The organism is Tardiphaga sp. 285_C5_N1_2 (assembly GCF_052076065.1).
GTDB lineage: Bacteria > Pseudomonadota > Alphaproteobacteria > Rhizobiales > Xanthobacteraceae > Tardiphaga > Tardiphaga robiniae.
Map to the genome: position 1 here is coordinate 2,412,900 of NZ_CP197241.1, position 17,437 is coordinate 2,430,336.

At 62.5% G+C, this 17,437-nt stretch carries 20 protein-coding genes; 7 read left to right on the forward strand and 13 right to left on the reverse strand.

Annotated elements, in window-relative coordinates:
• The first annotated feature begins 126 nt into the window (after positions 1–126).
• Positions 127–408, forward strand: a complete 282-nt coding sequence (locus AB7951_RS11565; RefSeq protein WP_089263998.1) for a hypothetical protein — start codon at positions 127–129, stop codon at positions 406–408.
• 17 nt (positions 409–425) lie between these two features.
• Here AB7951_RS11565 and AB7951_RS11570 read toward each other — a convergent pair whose 3' ends face one another.
• From AB7951_RS11570 to AB7951_RS11600, 7 genes are all read right to left on the reverse strand, one after another.
• Positions 426–1,043 carry a CPBP family intramembrane glutamic endopeptidase gene (locus AB7951_RS11570; RefSeq protein ID WP_120292417.1) on the reverse strand — a complete coding sequence of 206 codons (618 nt, stop codon included), beginning with the start codon at positions 1,041–1,043 and terminating at the stop codon, positions 426–428.
• Between the two features lie 162 nt (positions 1,044–1,205).
• Entirely contained in the window at positions 1,206–2,234 is a 1,029-nt protein-coding gene (locus AB7951_RS11575; protein WP_120292419.1) for a tripartite tricarboxylate transporter substrate binding protein, read from the reverse strand.
• A complete protein-coding gene (locus AB7951_RS11580) occupies positions 2,227–3,366 on the reverse strand; it encodes a mandelate racemase/muconate lactonizing enzyme family protein (protein WP_120292421.1) in 1,140 nt (379 codons plus the stop codon). Before AB7951_RS11580 ends, AB7951_RS11575 begins: the two co-directional genes overlap by 8 nt.
• A 7-nt stretch (positions 3,367–3,373) precedes the next feature.
• A complete protein-coding gene (locus tag AB7951_RS11585; protein ID WP_309945745.1) occupies positions 3,374–4,327 on the reverse strand; it encodes a hydroxyacid dehydrogenase in 954 nt (317 codons plus the stop codon).
• Between the two features lies 1 nt (position 4,328).
• A complete protein-coding gene (locus AB7951_RS11590; protein ID WP_120292425.1) occupies positions 4,329–5,234 on the reverse strand; it encodes a fumarylacetoacetate hydrolase family protein in 906 nt (301 codons plus the stop codon).
• Positions 5,235–5,250: 16 nt separating this feature from the next.
• Entirely contained in the window at positions 5,251–6,390 is a 1,140-nt protein-coding gene (locus AB7951_RS11595) for a mandelate racemase/muconate lactonizing enzyme family protein (RefSeq protein ID WP_120292427.1), read from the reverse strand.
• Positions 6,391–6,447: 57 nt separating this feature from the next.
• Positions 6,448–7,422: a tripartite tricarboxylate transporter substrate binding protein gene (locus tag AB7951_RS11600; protein WP_120292429.1), complete on the reverse strand. Its 975-nt coding sequence runs from the start codon at positions 7,420–7,422 to the stop codon at positions 6,448–6,450.
• Between the two features lie 121 nt (positions 7,423–7,543).
• On the opposite strand from AB7951_RS11600, the gene AB7951_RS11605 reads away from it, so the two are divergent.
• Positions 7,544–8,248 carry a GntR family transcriptional regulator gene (locus AB7951_RS11605; protein WP_439061677.1) on the forward strand — a complete coding sequence of 235 codons (705 nt, stop codon included), beginning with the start codon at positions 7,544–7,546 and terminating at the stop codon, positions 8,246–8,248.
• 9 nt (positions 8,249–8,257) lie between these two features.
• On the opposite strand, the gene AB7951_RS11610 is transcribed toward AB7951_RS11605, so the two are convergent.
• The gene (locus AB7951_RS11610; protein WP_120292431.1) at positions 8,258–8,719 is read right to left on the reverse strand and encodes an MEKHLA domain-containing protein; all 462 of its coding nucleotides are present in this window, start codon (positions 8,717–8,719) and stop codon (positions 8,258–8,260) included.
• Between the two features lie 328 nt (positions 8,720–9,047).
• On the opposite strand from AB7951_RS11610, the gene AB7951_RS11615 reads away from it, so the two are divergent.
• Complete coding sequence (locus tag AB7951_RS11615; protein ID WP_199712122.1) at positions 9,048–10,031, forward strand: tripartite tricarboxylate transporter substrate binding protein; 984 nt, start codon at positions 9,048–9,050, stop codon at positions 10,029–10,031.
• A gap of 30 nt (positions 10,032–10,061) precedes the next feature.
• Positions 10,062–10,856: a class II aldolase/adducin family protein gene (locus AB7951_RS11620; protein ID WP_120292435.1), complete on the forward strand. Its 795-nt coding sequence runs from the start codon at positions 10,062–10,064 to the stop codon at positions 10,854–10,856.
• A 232-nt stretch (positions 10,857–11,088) separates the two neighbouring features.
• Here the strand turns inward: AB7951_RS11620 and AB7951_RS11625 are convergent, their stop codons facing one another.
• The 3 genes from AB7951_RS11625 to AB7951_RS11635 form a co-directional block, all read right to left on the reverse strand.
• Positions 11,089–11,406 carry an NIPSNAP family protein gene (locus AB7951_RS11625; protein ID WP_120292437.1) on the reverse strand — a complete coding sequence of 106 codons (318 nt, stop codon included), beginning with the start codon at positions 11,404–11,406 and terminating at the stop codon, positions 11,089–11,091.
• Between the two features lie 33 nt (positions 11,407–11,439).
• Positions 11,440–12,414 carry a tripartite tricarboxylate transporter substrate binding protein gene (locus AB7951_RS11630; RefSeq protein WP_120292439.1) on the reverse strand — a complete coding sequence of 325 codons (975 nt, stop codon included), beginning with the start codon at positions 12,412–12,414 and terminating at the stop codon, positions 11,440–11,442.
• Positions 12,415–12,632: 218 nt separating this feature from the next.
• Positions 12,633–13,532 (reverse strand): helix-turn-helix domain-containing protein, encoded by a 900-nt coding sequence (locus AB7951_RS11635; protein ID WP_089264011.1) that lies wholly within the window; start codon positions 13,530–13,532, stop codon positions 12,633–12,635.
• Positions 13,533–13,866: 334 nt separating this feature from the next.
• On the opposite strand from AB7951_RS11635, the gene AB7951_RS11640 reads away from it, so the two are divergent.
• Together AB7951_RS11640 and AB7951_RS11645 are read left to right on the forward strand one after the other, a co-directional pair.
• Positions 13,867–14,289 carry a group III truncated hemoglobin gene (locus AB7951_RS11640; RefSeq protein WP_120292443.1) on the forward strand — a complete coding sequence of 141 codons (423 nt, stop codon included), beginning with the start codon at positions 13,867–13,869 and terminating at the stop codon, positions 14,287–14,289.
• An 85-nt stretch (positions 14,290–14,374) separates the two neighbouring features.
• The gene (locus AB7951_RS11645) at positions 14,375–14,596 is read left to right on the forward strand and encodes a hypothetical protein (RefSeq protein WP_120292445.1); all 222 of its coding nucleotides are present in this window, start codon (positions 14,375–14,377) and stop codon (positions 14,594–14,596) included.
• Positions 14,597–14,690: 94 nt separating this feature from the next.
• Here the strand turns inward: AB7951_RS11645 and yghU are convergent, their stop codons facing one another.
• A complete protein-coding gene (gene yghU / locus AB7951_RS11650) occupies positions 14,691–15,563 on the reverse strand; it encodes a glutathione-dependent disulfide-bond oxidoreductase (RefSeq protein ID WP_120292447.1) in 873 nt (290 codons plus the stop codon).
• 197 nt (positions 15,564–15,760) lie between these two features.
• Here yghU and AB7951_RS11655 point away from each other — a divergent pair, with 197 nt between their 5' ends.
• A complete protein-coding gene (locus AB7951_RS11655; protein WP_120292449.1) occupies positions 15,761–17,008 on the forward strand; it encodes an MFS transporter in 1,248 nt (415 codons plus the stop codon).
• Positions 17,009–17,028: 20 nt separating this feature from the next.
• Here the strand turns inward: AB7951_RS11655 and AB7951_RS11660 are convergent, their stop codons facing one another.
• The gene (locus tag AB7951_RS11660; protein WP_120292451.1) at positions 17,029–17,433 is read right to left on the reverse strand and encodes a GFA family protein; all 405 of its coding nucleotides are present in this window, start codon (positions 17,431–17,433) and stop codon (positions 17,029–17,031) included.
• Between the last annotated feature and the right edge of the window lie 4 nt (positions 17,434–17,437).

The following is a 17,437-nucleotide window of genomic DNA, read 5'->3' on the forward strand; positions in this document are numbered from 1 at the left end:
GAGCGGGTTCATGACGCTCGACCATGGCAGCGATTTTCTGCCGCATGCGTCCGCAACCATTTGTTTGAAATTGGCAGCCTAAACTCCCGGCTCTGAGTCGCCTTTTGCGTTTCCCTGGAGCCGCCTGTGAACGAGAGCCTGATTGCCATCTGCCAGTTGTTTCTGGTGCCGCTGACCATCCTGTTTGCCGCGGTAGGTGTGGCCAATGCGCGCTTCGTCAAACTGCTGGTGTGCTTATTGGGCGTCGGTCTTGCCGGCCTCTGGCTCTATCGCATCTATCTCTGGACCGGCCTGTCGGTGATCGATCGCCGCACGGCTTACGGGCTCGCGGGAGCCTTCGCGCTATGCTGGGTGCTGACGCTGCTGCATCAGATCAAGAGCAGCTTCGGCGGCGGATACGATCGCTAGGCTCAGGCAAATCTGAATCAGGCCAGCCCGAGCGAGAAGGCCAGCGTGCCGATCGCGGCATGCGACAGGATCACCGGCCAGATGTTGCGCATTCGCAGATAGGCGAAACCCCAGACGATGCCGACCAGGAACGTGTTGAGCAGCAGCACGCTGTCGCCATAGGCGATGTGGATCAGCGAGAATACCGCCGAGGAGTAGATCACATAGGTCCATGGCCTGACCTGCAATCGGTCGGTCATCAGTTTCGGAATCGATCGGCACACGACTTCCTGGCAGGGGCTCGAGACCAGGACATAGAACGGCGCGAAACTGAGCCAGACCGGCGGTTTGTGGTCGAAGGCCAGAAAGCGGGTCTGTGCCACCATGATTGCCGCGATGCCCGCCGTGATCGCGGCACAGAACAGCCAGTGGCTGATGTCAGAGGGGCGGCTGAGGCCGAGTTCTGCGACAGAGAAGCCGGCCAGAAGGCACAGCGCGATACACAACACGGAGACGAGCAGCAAGGCGGGGATGCGATATTCGAACGGCAGAAAGCCCCAGTGAATGGCGAGACCAGGCGCCAGCAGCAGCGCGGCAAATCCCGGCAGTGGAGCGATCAATCGCCATTGGAATCGTTGCTGTCGTAAAACCGTCATGATGTTCTATAGCTGAAATCATGTGGTGGTTTAAGGGCGGAGTGGCCACGCAGGCTGAGAGCGACGAAAGCGTGATCGGCAACATGGCGAAACGCGTCGGCCGAAGCGGCGCATCTTGAACGTCGGTCAATGGCAACGCGGGCGGCGGATCACCGCAGTCGTCTATTCCGGTTTGATGCCTGCGTCCTTCACGACCCGGGCCCATTTCTGGATCTCGGTCTTGATCTGATCGGCGAATTGCGCGGGCGTGCCACCAACGGGTTCGACGCCCTGGTCGATGAAGCGACGCCTGACGTCGTCCTGTTTCAGGATCGCATTCATTTCGGTATTGAGCTTGCGCACGATCTGGTCGGGCATGCCCGCGGGACCGACGACGCCGAACCAGACATTGACCTCGTAGCCGGGCACGCCGGCATCGGAGACGGTGGGAACGTCGGGCGCGAGTGTCGATCGTATCTTGCTGCTCACTCCAAGGGCACGAAGCTTTCCGCCGTTCACCTGCGGCAGCACATTGGGCGTGTTGTCGAAGGCAACATCGATATGGCCGCCAAGCATGTCGTTCACCATCGGCGCGCTGCCCTTGTAGGGAACGTGCACGATGTCGATGCCTGCGAGGCTCTTGAACAGTTCCATCGACAGATGGTTCGAGGAGCCGATGCCGGTCGAGCCGTAGGTCACCTTGCCGGGATTCTGACGTGCGTAATCGATCAGCTCCTTGATGGAGTTGATTAGCAGGGACGGTTTGACGACCAGCAGATTCGGCGTCTGCCCTGCAAAGACCAGCGGCGTGAAGTCCTTCACGGTGTCATAGGGCAGGTTCTTGTAGATGCTCGGATTGGAGCCGAACGGGAAGGCGATACCGAGTAGCGTGTAGCCATCGGGTGCGGACTTGGCGACCGCTTCGGTGCCGATCAGCGTGCCGCCGCCGGGCCTGTTCTCGACCACGACGGGAACGCCGAAGGCGTCCTGCAGTTTCTGCGCGAAGATCCGCCCGAGCGTGTCGTTGAAGCCGCCGGGCGGATAGGGGACGATATATTTGATGGTTTTGCTGGGATAGGTCTCGCCCGCTGGTGCTGTCGCTTGCGCATGAACGCAGGCGGTGCCGGCCAGCAGGAGAATGAGCGCGCGGCAGGCGAAGTGAACGAGACGCGAGGCGCGCACTACAACTTCAGCCCGTCGCGGATCAGACATAGCAGGGACCCTCGATCAGCGGATGTGCATTGATGAAGGCTTCGTCGATCTCGACGCCGAGGCCTGGGATCTCCGACGGAGCGACGCAGCCATTGGCGTCGAGTTTGCAGGGAATGCCACCAACTTCATCCCGGAACGGATTGTGCTTGGCGACGTCGCCTTCGAAATAGCCGGGGTCTTCGACAGCGGCGAGCACGTTGATGGTCGCCGCCATGTTGATGCCAGTCGCCGAGGTGTGCGGATTGAAGGAGAGCTTCCACGCCTGGGTCATGCCGGCGATGCGCATGGACTCGGTGACTCCGCCGGTCTTCGACAGGTCAGGCTGCACGAAACTCACGGCGCGGTCCTCGATCAGGCGATTGAACTCGTAGCGCGTGAAGTGGTTCTCGCCGGCGGCGAGCGGCGTCGAGCCCATCGCGGCGGCGGCCTGATAGGAGCGATAGTCGAGTGCGGGGAACGGTTCCTCGAGCCAGCCGATCTGCAGATCGTCATAGGCCGGCATCACGCGGCGCACATCGTCGAGCGTGTAGCCGGTATTGGCGTCGACGAGGATCTCGATGCTGTCGCCAACAGCCTTGCGCACGGCCGTGGCGCGGGCGACGTCATCGCGCGGATTATCGCCGACACGCAGCTTCACCGCGCGGTATCCTTTCGCGACGTAACCCTGCGCTTCCTCGGCGAGCGACTCCGGCGCCTGCCAGCCGAGCGAGATGCCGCCGGCATAGGCCTTGATCGGCTTCGACGCGCCGCCGAGCAGTCTGTAGAGCGGCCAGCCGGCTGCCTTGGCGCGGATATCCCACAGCGCGAGATCGAGACCGCTTAGCGCCATGGCCGCGGCATAGCCCATGCCATGGCTCGACAACTGCATCTGATAGACGCGGTGCCACACTCCGACGACATTCATCGCGTCCATCCCGATGACGAGTTCGGCGATAGTCGTGTCGATGAGTTTGGCGATCGCACCCGGGCAGCGGCCGTGATGCGCTTCGCCCCAGCCGGTGATGCCCTCGTCGGTCGTGACCTTCACCAGCACTGCGTCACGCTTGACAGCGCGGCCAATGCCGAGACGGACGTTTTGTCCCTGTGGGACGCGATAGGAAATCGGAACGGCTTTGATCGCACTAATCTTCATGGGAGCCTCACGCTGCCTTGTGATCGGGATTGACGAGATTGAGCGGTTGTTCGCCGCGCAGAATGCGCAGCATTTCTTCGGCAGCACCGACTGCCATGCCGCGGCTGCTGCTCGCGGTGATCGCTGCCGAATGCGGCGTCAGCAGCACGTTCGGACAATCGAACAGAGTGTCATCCGCAGGCAGGGGCTGGATGTCGAACACATCGAGCGCCGCGCCGCCGAGTTTGCTCGCCTTGAGCGCGGCGATCAGCGGGGCGTTCTCGACGACGGCGCCGCGCGAAACGTTGACCAGAACCGCATCGGGCTTCATCTGGCCGATGCGCGCGGCATTGACGAGGCCGCGCGTTTCATCGGTCAGTGAACAGCAGATCACGAGGGCATCGCTGCGCGCGAACAATTGATCCAGCGAGACTTCCTCGACATCGGCGGGAAGCGATCCCTTGCGCCGCGATGTGCCAATCACCTTCATGCCAAAACCTTGCCTGGCAATCTGCGCGACGCGGCGGCCGATCGTGCCGACGCCAAGAATGCCGAGTGTCGAGCCGTTCAGTTCAGTGAAGGTCTCGGCTGTCGCGCGCGACGCGCCCCAGCCTTTATCGCGTATCAGTCCGTTCATGAGATGGATCGGACGCCGCAGATGCAGCAGCGCCGACATCGCATATTCCGCGACTGCGCTCGTGTTGCTGCCGGGCAGGTTGGCGACGGCGACACCGTGCGCCGTGGCCGCATCGACGGGGATGAAATCGAGGCCGACGCCGTGACGGACCATGCCCTTCAGGCGCGGCGCGTGATCGACGATGTCGTCGGGCAGTTTTGCGCGTACGATGATGCCGTTGGCGTCTTTCGCCCATGCGCGCAGCGTGTCCGGCTTGGTATCGGGCGCCGTGATCAGCCGCGCATGCGGCGACAGGATCGCTTCGCCATCGGCATGCATCGGGTTAGTCAGGAGAACGGTGGGCATGTCAGGCATCGAAAGCCGGTCCTTCGGTAATGGGATTGGCGAGCTGGCCAAGTCGCTCGACACTGGCGGTCACGGTCGAGCCGGGTTTCAGCCAGGCTGGTGGCTTGTGCATGGCCGCGACGCCAGCCGGCGTTCCGGTCGCAATAACGTCGCCAGGCTCAAGCGGCCCGCGATGCGACAGCCAGGACACGAGGTCGGCAACGCCGAAGATCATGTCCTTGGTCGATCCCTTCTGCAGTACCTTGCCGTCGATGGTCAGCGACACCTGCAGCGCCTGCGGATCGGCGATCTCGTCAGATGAGGCGAGGAACGGTCCGAACGGGCCGAAACTCGAAATGTTCTTGCCGCGGTCGAAATGGCCGTCGGCCTTGATCATTTCGCTGGCGCTGATGTCGTTGAAGCAACCATAGGCCGCGACGCATTCGAGTGCTTGTTCCTTCGAGACATTCACGGCGCGCTTGCCGATCACGGCGGCGAGTTCGGCCTCATAGGTGACGCCGCCGATCCCTGCGGGCAGGATGATCGACCGGCCGGCGGCAATGACCGTGCGCGCAGCTTTCATGAACAGGACCGGTTCGGATGGCGGGACGATGCCACGTTCGGCAACCGCGTCGCGATAGTTGTGAGCGATCCCGAAGATGCGCCGCGGCGCGGGGAGCGGCGCCAGCAACGTCACTCGGTCCGCAGTCAACCGCGCGGCATCGGCCAGCCCGTGAGCCGTGATGATGCTGACGACCTTGCCAAGACCTGCGTCGAGAAACGCCTGAATTTGTGGTGCTATGCCGTTGAGGCCCACCCGCATCGCCGGGTGAGCCAGATCGATGACAATATCAGTCGGACGCGTGGCGTCGCCCACAAGGACGCCGGCGCGCGTCAGGCCGGACTCGACGAAGGTGACAAACTTCATGCGTGCGTCCTCGTCATCACGCTACGCGATACTTGTCGATCACCGCGCGGTCGACCTCGACGCCGAGGCCTGCGCCGGTCGGGACAGCGATGACGCCGTTGACCTGCTGGATCGGTGTTTTCGCGAGATGGTCGCGGAACGGGTTTTCTTCCTGTTCAAATTCGAGCATCGGCGGCATCGGGAACAAGCTGGGCGGCTGGTTCGGGATCGAGGCGAGGAAGTGGATCGTGGCGGCGAGGCCGACCACCGAGCCCCAGGCATGCGGCACGCATTCGACGCCATGGGTGCTGGCGAGCGCTGCGATCTTCTTGCATTCGGTGATGCCGCCGGCGGCGCAGACATCCGGCTGCACGATGTCCATCGCCTTGCGCACGATGGCGTCGCGAAATCCCCAGCGGGTGAATTCGTTCTCGCCGCCGGCAACCGCCATGTCGAGTGCGCGGGTGACTTCGATATAGCCGTCGATATCCTCCGGCGAAATCGGCTCCTCGAACCATTCGATATCGAGCTCTTCGAGGTTGCGGCCGAGCTTGATCGCTGCTGGCACCGTGAGGCAGTGATTGGCGTCGACCATCAGCTTGATGTCGGAGCCGATGGCTTCGCGCACGGCCTTGACGCGCTCATAGTCGCGCTTGATGGAGCCGAGGCCGATCTTCATCTTGATCGCCTTGAAGCCGGCCTTCTTGTAACCGACGGCTTCCTCGACTGCTTCATCGACAAGACGTTCCATGTCGGTGAAGTATAGGCCCGTCGCATAGCAATCGACTTCGGTGCGGAAGGCGCCGCCGATCAGCTTGTGCACCGGCTTATTGCAGGCCTTGCCGATGATGTCCCAGAGCGCGATGTCGATGCCGCTGATGGCGGCGATCGACATGCCCTTCGGGCCATAGTCCTTGATGCGGTTGTAGAGATCTTCCCAGATCACCTCGACATCGAAGGGATCGCGGCCGATGACGCGCGGCGCCAGCTGGGTGTCGATGAAGGCCTTGGCGACAGCGGAGGGGCCGTAGCATTCGCCCCAGCCGACGATGCCGTCGCTCGTTTCGATTTCAACGAGGCAGGTGCCACGCGTCTTGTAGAGCCAGCCGCGTGACGACGTGAACGGACGCTGCACGGGAGCGGCGACGACATGGCAGGTGATCTTCTTGATATTCAATGTGGTGTCCTCGTCGAGATCGATCAGGTGGATGCGGCCGGCGGGTGCCGGCAGCGGTTATTCTTTCGGGAAGGTCTGCGCCGCGACCTTGCCGATCGCGGCGGCAACGCTGTCGACTTCCTTGGCGAGCGCGTCGCCGGTCACGTCGTCGACCAGGAAGACGTTCTTCTTGGCGAATTCCTTGAATCGCGGATCCTGGATGGCGGCGCGGAAGGCGGTGGTCAGCTTGGTGCGGACATCGTCCGGCAGGTTCGCAGGGCCGACCACATAGGCCATCTGCACGACGGGCCCGTACGGGAAGACGTCGATGCCCTTTTCCTTGAAGGTCGGGACATCTGGAAACAGCTCAAGCCGCTCATTGGCGAAGATGCCAATGGGCTTAAGCAGGTTGTCCTGAATCTGGCCGAGCGTTTCGGACGGTTTGAGCACGCCGGAGTCGACATGCTGTCCGATCAGATCGGCAACGACTTTCGAGCCGCCGGTATAGGGAACATTGACATAGTCGACGCCGGCTGCGCGTGCGGTCATGGAGGCGAAGATGTGGTTGAGATTGTAGTTGCCGGGCGTGCCGATAGTGACCTTGCCGGGCTTCGCCTTCATGTTGGCGATGTAGTCGGGGAGGGTCTTGATCGTGCCGGTGGAAGGCACAAGCAGCATCAGAGGATCGGTGGAGACGCGCGCGACGTGGGTGAAATTGCTGTTGGTGAGTCCGTTCGCCTTGTTCTGGGCTATCAGCGCCAGCGTCGAACTGGTCCCCATGCCGATGGTGTAGCCATCCGGCGTGGAGCTCGCGACGCGTTTCATGCCGATGACGCCGGTGGCGCCGACGACATTCTCGATCACGATCTTGATGCCATGCTCGCGCAGGATCGGGTCCAGCGCACGTGCGGCGACGTCGTTGGAGCCGCCTGCATTCCACGGCACGATGAAGGTGATGTCCTTCTGCGGAAAGTTGGATTGTGCGTGAGCAGGCAGGGACCAGCATACCAATACCAATCCGAGCGCGGCAAAGCTGACGCGTTGAACAAACATTGTTTTCCTCCCATTTTTGGTGTTTGTTATAACAAACATCTTAATGGGTCAATGGAACATTTCACCGCGGTTGCGGGACATGAATTTGCGGGACTCAATGGGGTGAGGTAGCGAGCACAGAATGACCGCACTGAAACGGATCGAACGCGAACCGCTCTGGGACTTGGCGCATGCGCAGCTCCGGGACGCGCTGCTGGCTGGCCGTTTCGCGCCGGGCACGGTGCTGACCTTGCGCGCGCTCGCGGAGAGCTTCGGCACGTCGATCACGCCTGTACGTGATGCAGTCACCCGGCTCGTCGCACAGGGTGTGTTGCAGCAGGGACCGCGCAATGCGGCGATCGTCCCGCATCTGACGGCGCGTGAACTCGCCGATCTGACCGTGGTGCGCTGTGCGCTGGAGGGACAGGCGGCGCGGGAAGCCGCGACCCGGCGCAACGCGGCGGGACTCGAACGTCTGAAGTCACTGCTGGCGACGATGCAGTCGCTGATTGCGGCAAAAAATCTCGAAAGCTATCTCGATTATCATCGCGAGTTTCACTTCGAGATCTATGCGATGTCGGGCGTCCCGATCCTCGTGGAGACCATCGAGAATATGTGGCTGCGCTGCGGCCCGGTGCTGTCCTTCGTGATCCCCGAATATGTCGTGCTGCTGAAGGGCTGGGATCACCACACGGCAGCGCTCAAGGCCATCGTCGCAGGCGATGCCGATGCCGCGGAGCGCGAGATCGTCGCCGATATCACCGAGGCCGCCGACTATCTCGCAAGCCTTGCCGATGCCAATGGACAGTTGCGCCGGCCGCTGCGCGAGGCGCTGGCGACGTCGTAGCTGCTGCGCTCACACATCCGTCCATGACGTGAACAGCGCCGCCTGACCGCGTCGCTCGCCGTTCTCGTCTCTCAGTTCCCAGACGATGCCGCCTTCGATCCAGAAGCGCCGGCCGGATTTTGCGATCCGCAACCCGCGATAATTGTCGATGAAGCCGTTACGCGCGACGGCATCCAGCAGGCGCTGGCGCTCGTCGCGGTTCGGCGCTTCCGCCGACAGCCGCGACGGGATGGTGACGAATTCGTCCCACTTATATTCGAAGCAGCGCTGTGCGGTTCTGTTGGCATAGACGAAGACCGGATCGGCGGCAGTATTATGTGCGAGCACCGCAAATGGTGCGTCGCTGTAGAGCCACGCTGCATCTTGCCCAGGCGCCAACAGGGGCTTCCCGACAGTGCGGAGATAGCTCCCGGTGAGGAGTTTGAAGAAGGGTGCATCGAGTGCGAAAGCAGGGGGCGTCGGAGCGGTCACGGGACTCTCTCGGGGATAGGCTATGAGGACATAGCCCGCATGGCTCTATACGACATCGGCAGCGAAAGCGGTGCTGACTGCCCCGGAATGCATGGAGCAGCCGCTATCGGTCGGCAGGAAGGATCAGGTCGTGATCAACCTGTTTTCGAACGCCACGGTGCTTTGATTCACCGAGACGGCAGCGTCCCGTTCGTCGATTGCGCGTCCCATGTAATCCGATAGCTGCCCGGCTTATTTAGTCGTCGCATCGGCTGGGCTCTTGTTTTAGCCTTTCCCGATAATGTCGTTCCAGGCGAAAGCCCAATGGACCGGCGCAAAGGGAGAAAACGTGAGCAACAACAAGAAGGGGCGATGGTTTGCCATCGCCGCGGTCCTTGCCGCATCGCTGTTCGCCGTAGCGCCAGGGCAGGCGCAGCAATATCCCGAGCGCAACATCACCATGGTCGTGCCATTTCCGCCCGGCGGAACGACCGATATTGTCGCGCGTATCCTCACCGAACAGCTCAGCACCGAACTCGGCAAACAGGTGGTGATCGAGAATCGCGGCGGGGCGAGTACGTCGATCGGTGCGCAAGTCGTGGCCGGTGCCGACAAGGATGGTTACACGCTGTTATTCGCCAGCGCGACGACCTTCACGACCAACCCGCATCTGCTGGCCTCCATCAAATACAGGCTCGAGGATTTCGCGCCGGTCGCGATGGTGGTGAAGGTGCCGTTCGCCTTCGTCGTGAAGAAGGACTTTCCGGCTGCCGACGTCGCGGCGTTTCGTGCCTATGCGCTGGCCAATCCAAGCAAGGTCAACAATGCCACCAACGGGCCGGGCAGCACCGTGCATCTGATGGGCGAGATCGTGGCCCGCGGGCTCGGCGTGAAGCTGCAGCATGTTCATTATCGCGGTGCTGCGCCGGCGATGAACGACATGCTTGCGGGCATCGTCGACAGCAATGTGGAGGCGCTGACCAATACCGTGCCAAACCACAAGGCGGGCATGTACCGCGCGCTGGCGGTCTTGTCCGAGGAGCGCCTTCCGCAATTGCCTAATGTGCCGACCTTCAAGGAGCTCGGATTCCACTCGATCGTCGGCGCGACATGGTTCGCGGTCTTCGCCCCGGCGGGCACGCCGCAGCCGGTGCTGAACAGGCTTAGCGCCGCCATCACCCGCATCGTCAAGACGCCGGAATTTGCAAAGAAGATGGAGCCGATCGGCAATCAGCCGTGGCCGATGACGCCGGCAGAACTCGAAACTCATGTGAAGAGCGAGCGCGACCGCTTGGGCAAACTCATTCGCGAAGCCAACATCACGGTCGACTGACCGCGAGAACAAGATCAAGGGAGAACATCAATGAATGCAGTCGTCAGCTCACCCGCCGTGAAAGTCGTCCGTTCGGTGCAGGATCAGGTCAGCCCCGAGGAATGGCAGTCGCGTGTCAATCTCGCGGCCTGCTACCGCCTCACGGCGATGTACGGCATGACCGAGATGATCGCCAACCACATCTCCTGCCGCGTGCCGGGAACGGAAGACCAGTTCCTGATCAATCCCTATGGCATGCTCTATGAGGAGATCGATGCGTCGAGCCTCGTCAAGATCGACCTCGACGGCAACACGCTGTTCAACGCGTCTGACTACGCTGTGAATGCTGCGGGCTTTGTGATCCACAGTGCCATCCACATGGCGCGTCACGATGTCGATTGCGTCGCGCATACCCATACGGTGGCCGGCATGGCTGTATCGGCGATGGAATGCGGGTTGCTGCCGGTGGCGCAGACCTGCATGCGCTTCCTTCATGTCGCCTATCACGACTTCGAGGGCATCGCGGACAATCCAGAAGAGCGGGAACGACTGATCGCGCATCTCGGCAATCACGAGGCGATGGTGCTGCGCAATCACGGCCTGCTGGTGGTCGGCAAGACCATCGCCGCGGCTTTCAACGTACTGTTCCGGATGGAGCGGGCCTGTCAGGTTCAGGTTGCAGCGCTGTCGTGCAACACCAAGCTGATCACGCCGCCACAGAAGGTCCTGCAGGATACCTATGACCGCATGAAGCCACGCGACAATGTTCCAGGCCTCAGCGGCGAACTGGCCTGGCCGGCGCTGCTCCGCAAGCTCGACCGGGTCGATCCGTCCTATCGCAACTGAGCTTGCGCTAGAGTCTGATCCATCTTCGATGGATCAGACTCTAGCTATTTTCTCTATGAGAGCATGATCTTGTCCGAAAACCGGTGTCCACTTTTCGGGATCATGCTCTAGCAGGCTCCGCGGCTGCCGGGCCCGCAGGCGTGGCATCCACCTGATGAACGGAAGGGATGCGCGGCATCAAGAATGCGGCGCATCATAGGTTCGGCAGTCAGATGCGCGACTGCAGGTCCGCCTACGGCTTGAAGAAGGACACCGGCGTCATCAACTGGTTTTCCTGGCTGATGAGATAGGCGGCCTCGGCGCTGATCTTCAGGTAGTCGGCCCAGGTCGGGTCCTTCTGCAGCGCCTGGCGCTTGGCCTCGCGATCGGCTGGGCTGTCATAGACCCAGATGTGCATGTAGCTGTTGACGTTGCCGGTCTCGGTTTGCATGTAGGCCAGCGGCTTGCCCAGATGGCGGCTCTGGATCTCGTAACCGTGCTCAGCATACAGCGCCAAGTGTTTCTTGATCGTGCCGGGGCGGCAGGTGTAGGTGCGAACGTCAAGCAGCATGGGGTTTCCTCGAGCGGTGGCGGATCAATAGGGTCATTCGGCGGTGGCGCCGGACTGCGCGACAAGCACGGCCCAGCGCGCCACCTCGTCGTTCACGTATTTCTGGAATGTCGCCCGATCGTCGCCGACGGGGTCGGCGCCGAGCCCTTTGAGCCGCTCCTGGACAGCGGGGTCAGCCACGCTCCGAACAATGGTCTGCGCAAGCTTCTCGACGATAGCGGGGGGCGTGCCGGCCGGTGCGAACAGGCCGAACCACGAGCGCGCGTTCATGCCGGGGAACGGCGTTTCTGAGAAAGCGGGCACGTAGGGCAAGGCGGCGTGACGCGTGCTGCCCGTCACCGCCAGCGCCTTGAGCTTGCCACTCTGCACCAGAGAGAGAACTTCGGGCAGGTTGGCGAACATGATCTGCACTTGGCCGCCGATCATATCGTTGAGCGCCTGCGCGCCGCCCTTGTAAGCGACGTGCGTGATCTTCGCACCAGCCAGTGTGCTGAACTGCTCGCCGGACAGATGGGACGCGGTGCCCACGCCGCCCGATGCATAGTTGACGCTCGCGGCATTGGCCTTGGCGTAAGCGGCGAGTTCGCTCACCGAATTGACTGGCACCGACGGGTGCACCACCAGCAGCAGGGGCACCGACGCCAGGTTTGACAAGGCCGCGAAATCGCGCGTGAGGCTGTAGCTGAGCTTCTGGTAGAGCGATGCATTGATCGCGTGGCTCGATGTGGCCATCAGCAGCGTATAGCCGTCGGGCTCCGAGCGCGCCGCCGCGGCACCGCCGATATTGCCGTTGGCGCCGGCCTTGTTTTCCACCACGATCGACTGGCCGAGCCGTACCGACATGGCTTGCGCCACGGTGCGCGCGATCACGTCGGTGGCACCACCGGCGGCGAACGGCACGATCACGCGCAGGGGACGTTCTGGATAATCGGCCATCGCGCTGACTGAGGTGAGGGCCAATGCTGCGGCCACGACGAGGCTCCGCAACGGGATGATTGCTTTGTGCATTTTGTTTCCTCTGCCTCTTGTTTTTATGTCCTGCCGACGGCGCGCTCCGCAGATGCGGGGCGGTCGTGGCGGTGGGCGTCATGCCATGCCGACCTGCGCATACAAACGCGCAGGTGGCGATGGCAGCGCCCGGTCAGGCGTCCATGCGGGACACTCTATGCAGCCGCGCGGCGACGGCGCTAGGACGGATCAGACGTTGTGTTGGACTTTTTCGCGTGTCAGTCCAGTGGACGGCAATGCTTCCTCCGGAAGTCGCCCGGCGTGAGGCCGGTCTGCTTCTTGAAGAAGCGCGCGAAGTAGGCCGGATCCTCGATATTGAGGCGGAACGCGATCTCGGCGATGCCCGTTTCGGTGTTGCTGAGCCAGCGCTTGGCTTCGAGGACCACGCGCTCCTGCACCACCTGGCTGGCCGTGCGCGCCACAGTGCGCTTGACCGCATCGTTGAGCTGGCGCTCGCTCACGCCAAGCGCCTCGGCGTACTGGCCGATGGTACCGAAGCGCAGGTAGTGCGTTTCCACCAGCATCGCGAAACGGCGCGCGAGCGCCTGGTGTGGACCAACGCCACCGGCGGGCTCGTTGTCGGGGCACACACGGCGCAGGCGCGTGAGCAGGATCAGCAGGCTGGCCCGCACCACATCGGGAAATCCCGGCTGGCGATCGCGTGCCTCACGCTCCATCTCGCAGAGCAGTGGCAGCATGCCGTCATGCTGGGCCTGCGTGAGATAGAGCGCGCTGTTGCCGCGCGCAGGATGGAAGAACGGAAGTTTCGCGACATCTTCGGCGCGCGGAAACATCCGCGCGAAGAAGTCGGTGCTGAAGTTCAGCACGTAGCCGTGAGGCTTGACCGATGACGTCCAGGCATGGACCTGGCCCGGCGAAAGAAAGAACACTGAGTGGTCGCGCACGTCGAAATGCGCGAAGTCGAGTGTGTGCGTGCCGCTCGCCCGGGTCATCCAGAGCAGATGGTAGTAGTTGTGCCGGTGCAGGAAACCGCGCGGGATGTCGTCGCGGTCCTCCAGTCGTACGAGGTCGAAGTAGAACGAGCCTTCGCCCGCGAAATCCGAGGTTTCAAAGGTCGGAAACTCGCCGGAGCGGGCGGAGAGGAGAGCTTCGGGCAAGTGAAGGTGTCCTTGCGGTTTCGGGGCACGGTTATCAGCGTCATCCTATCGCAAAAAGCCGGAGAGTACCGCGTGTTGGCGAATGCGACACCGGACGGTCTCTCCGAGGAGTTCGGCAGCTCTATAAGAATTCTGGGTGCCGCTCCATCACACCCGGGAAGTTGCGTCGGGGGATGCTCCTGCAGGCATTTTATGGCGTTCGCTCGGAAGGGGACCTGATGGAACGGACGCAGACGGCGGGTCGTCGCAACTGAGCTTGCGCTGGATCAATTGCAGAACGGATTTCGGGCGATGGCGGTTGCCGAGCTGGCCGCCGTCGCCTACATGAGGGCGCATGACGCAGACCTCCGAAATCGGCTTCACCAGCTTCCAGCCCTCCCTGAATGAAGAAAATATCGCGCTTCTGGTGCAGACCTTTTACGGCCGTGCCCGCGAGGATGATTTGCTGGGGCCGATCTTCAACAGCGCCGTGACCGACTGGGATCATCACATCGCGCAGATCAGCGATTTCTGGTCGTCGATGATGCTGAAGACCGGCCGCTACAATGGCCGGCCTATGCGTCCACATCTCGTGCTGCCGCTGAAGGGTGAACATTTCGATCGCTGGCTTTTGTTGTTCGAACAGACCGCGCGCGAGATATTTCCGGCTGAGGTCACCGAGGCCTTCATGACCCGCGCGCGCCGTATCGCTGACAGTTTCGAGATGGGCGTTGCCTCGGTGCGCGGCGAGATCGCTGCGCCGCGACATAGCGTTTAAGGCGGTAGGCCCGTGATGCAACGCCGGTCTTGCGAGAGCCGGCCGTTGCGCTAGGCTGCGACTCCAGCAAACCGGGAGTCGGTCCATGAAACGTCTGTCTGTCCTCGTTCTCTTGAGCCTGTTCAGTGCTGCGCCCGCAATGGCGCAATCCTGCAACGCCGTCAGCGGCGACGGCAAGCCGCTCGCGGGCGCTGCCAAGAAGAGCTTCATGAAGAAGTGCTGCGAGGACAACGCCAAGAGCGCCGAGGGCAAGGCACTGGCCGGCGCCGCCAAGACCTCATCGGTCAACAAGTGCATGAAGGGCTGAGGCTGCTGCCTCACGCATCCAGACGTGCAAAAGCCCCGCTCGCGCGGGGCTTTTCGATTCCGGGCTGAAGCGACGTCAACTCGAAGTCTTCGTCTCAGCTCTTCGCTTCGACCTTGTCCTGCGTGTTCGTGTCGAAGTCGCTGGCGTCATGGCGTTCGCGCAACTGGCCGGCCGGGTCGCCCGAGGTGCGATTGACCATGCGACCGCGCTTCACGGCAGGACGTGCTGCGATCGCCTTGGTCCAGCGCTGCAGGTTCTTGTAGCTCTGCACATCGAGGAACGTGCCGGCATCGCCATAGATCGCGCTCTCCGCGAGGCCGCCATACCAGGGGAAAATAGCCATGTCGGCGATGCTGTATTCCTTGCCGGCGATGAACTCGTTGTTGGCGAGTTGGCGATCGAGCACGTCAAGCTGGCGCTTGGTTTCCATCGCGTAGCGGTCGATGGCGTATTCGATCTTGGTCGGCGCATAGGCATAGAAATGGCCGAAGCCGCCGCCGAGGAAGGGCGCGCTGCCCATCTGCCAGAACAGCCAGGACAGGGTTTCGGCGCGCGCCTCGCCGCCCTTTGAAAGGAAGGCGCCGAATTTCTCGGCGAGATGCACCAGGATCGCGCCGGATTCGAACACGCGAAACGGCTTGTCGCCGCTGCGGTCGATGAGAGCTGGAATCTTGGAATTAGGGTTCACATCGACGAAACCCGAACCGAACTGGTTGCCGTCGATCCGGATCAGCCATGCATCGTATTCCGCGCCTGTATGGCCGGCAGCGAGCAGTTCCTCGAACATGATCGTGACCTTCTGGCCGTTCGGCGTCGCCAGCGAATAGAGCTGGAACGGATGTTTGCCGGTCGGGAGCTCCTTCTCATGGGTGGGGCCGGCGATGGGCCGGTTGGTCGAGGCAAATTTGCCGCCGTTTTCCTTGTCCCAGGTCCAGACTTTGGGAGGCGTGTAGGGGGCGTCGGTCATGTCAGGCTGGCTCCGGAAAAGGGGCAGGGTTGATGGTTGCCGGGGACAGGTAGGGATGAATGCAATTGCATGCAAGATGGCGAGGCGTCCTATGCCGGAAGCCGCCTTGTGCCGGGCGAAGACATGCGATGTAACGACTCCGCACCGCCGTCGCTGCCGATGGCGGGATTCTCCTGCTTGCGAAGATTCCCCTCCCGATGAGCGACACCCCAGCGCAGACCGTCGGCGCATCGCCCACCAAACGATCCTTCGCGGCGCTTCATCACCCGGGATTCCGCGCCCAATTCATCACCTATGTGCTGGCCATGATGGCCGACAATATCGAGCATGTGATCAGCTACTGGGTGGTGTTTCAGAAATTCCAGTCGCCTGCGCTGGGTGGTTTCGCCATCGTCTCGCACTGGCTGCCGTTCCTGCTGTTCTCGGTCACGTCTGGCGCGCTGGCGGAGCGGTTCGACCCTCGGCGCGTGATCCAGTGCGGCATGGCGCTGTTCATTCTGGCATCGCTGGGCTGGGGCTATTTCTTCATCACTGACACACTGCAGATGTGGCAGGCGATGGTGCTGTTGGTGATTCATGGCTGTGCCGGCGTGCTCTGGCAGACGCCGAACCAGATGCTGCTCTACGACGTCGTCGGTTCCGCCGACCTGCCGAGCGCGGTGCGTCTGAACGCCATGGCGCGCTATCTCGGCGTCATGGTCGGGCCTGCGGTCGGCGGCGTGATCCTGCTCGCGCTAGGGCCGGCCTATGGCATCATGCTCAACACCATTTTCTATCTGCCGCTGGTGCTGTGGCTGATCAAGGCGCCCTATGGTCCGCGCTTTCGCACCGGCGCGCCCGCGCCTCAGCGCGCCGTGCGGGGCTTTGCGGACATCGTCCAGACCATGCGCGACGTTCGCCACCGGCCGGTGATCGTCTCCATGATCGCACTGGCCGGCGCGGCCTCGTTCTTCGTCGGCAACGCCTATAGTTCGCAGATGCCGGGCTTCGCCAGTGATCTCGGCCATGGCGATCCCGGCATGTCCTACAGCATGCTGCTGGCGGCTGACGCAGCTGGTGGCCTGCTTGCCGGCCTGGCGCTGGAGGGCAGGCAATTGCTGGCGCCGAAGCCGCGTACGGCGATCATACTGGCGCTGCTCTGGTGCGGCGCGCTGGCGATCTTCGCGCTGACCGGTCATTACGCCATCGCGCTGTTGTTCCTGTTTGCGGCGGGATTCCTCGAATTGTCGTTCAACGCCATGGCACAGAGCCTTGTGCAGCTCGATGCACCCCTGGACAAGCGCGGTCGCGTCATCGGTCTGTTCAATATGGCGAGCCTGGGCTTGCGCGCCTTCAGCGGCATCTCGGTCGGCGTCGTCGGCAGCATGATCGGAATCCATTGGTCGCTGGCGCTGTCGGCGCTGGCGACCATGATTGTTGCTGGAGGCCTGCTGGCGCTGCCCTAGCGAGGAAAAACCTCGGCGTCCTACCAGTCGACCAGCCGGTCGTCGCCGCCGAACGCCGCCGGCATGGCGGCGTAATGTGGCAGGCCGTCGCGGACCGGAGCGATCGCCTCGCTGCAATTGATATGCAGGCTCGGCTTGAACGCGTCCCCGAGCAGATAGCCGTTGATGCTGCGCATGCCGATCCCGTCGAGTTCGATAATCAGCCGCGTGGCACACATTGCGCAACTGAGGCGCGGGGTCGTCTTCAGCGCGAACGATGTCGTGTCGCCCTGAACGACTTCAACACCGTCAGCCGGATAGACGGCCTCGGCCACATAAGCCGCGCCGTGGACGGTCTGGCAGTCGGCGCAGTGGCACCAGAAATGGGCGATGGGGTCGGCTGAAATCCTGAGCTTCACGGCGTTGCAGGGGCAGGCGAGTTCCATGGGC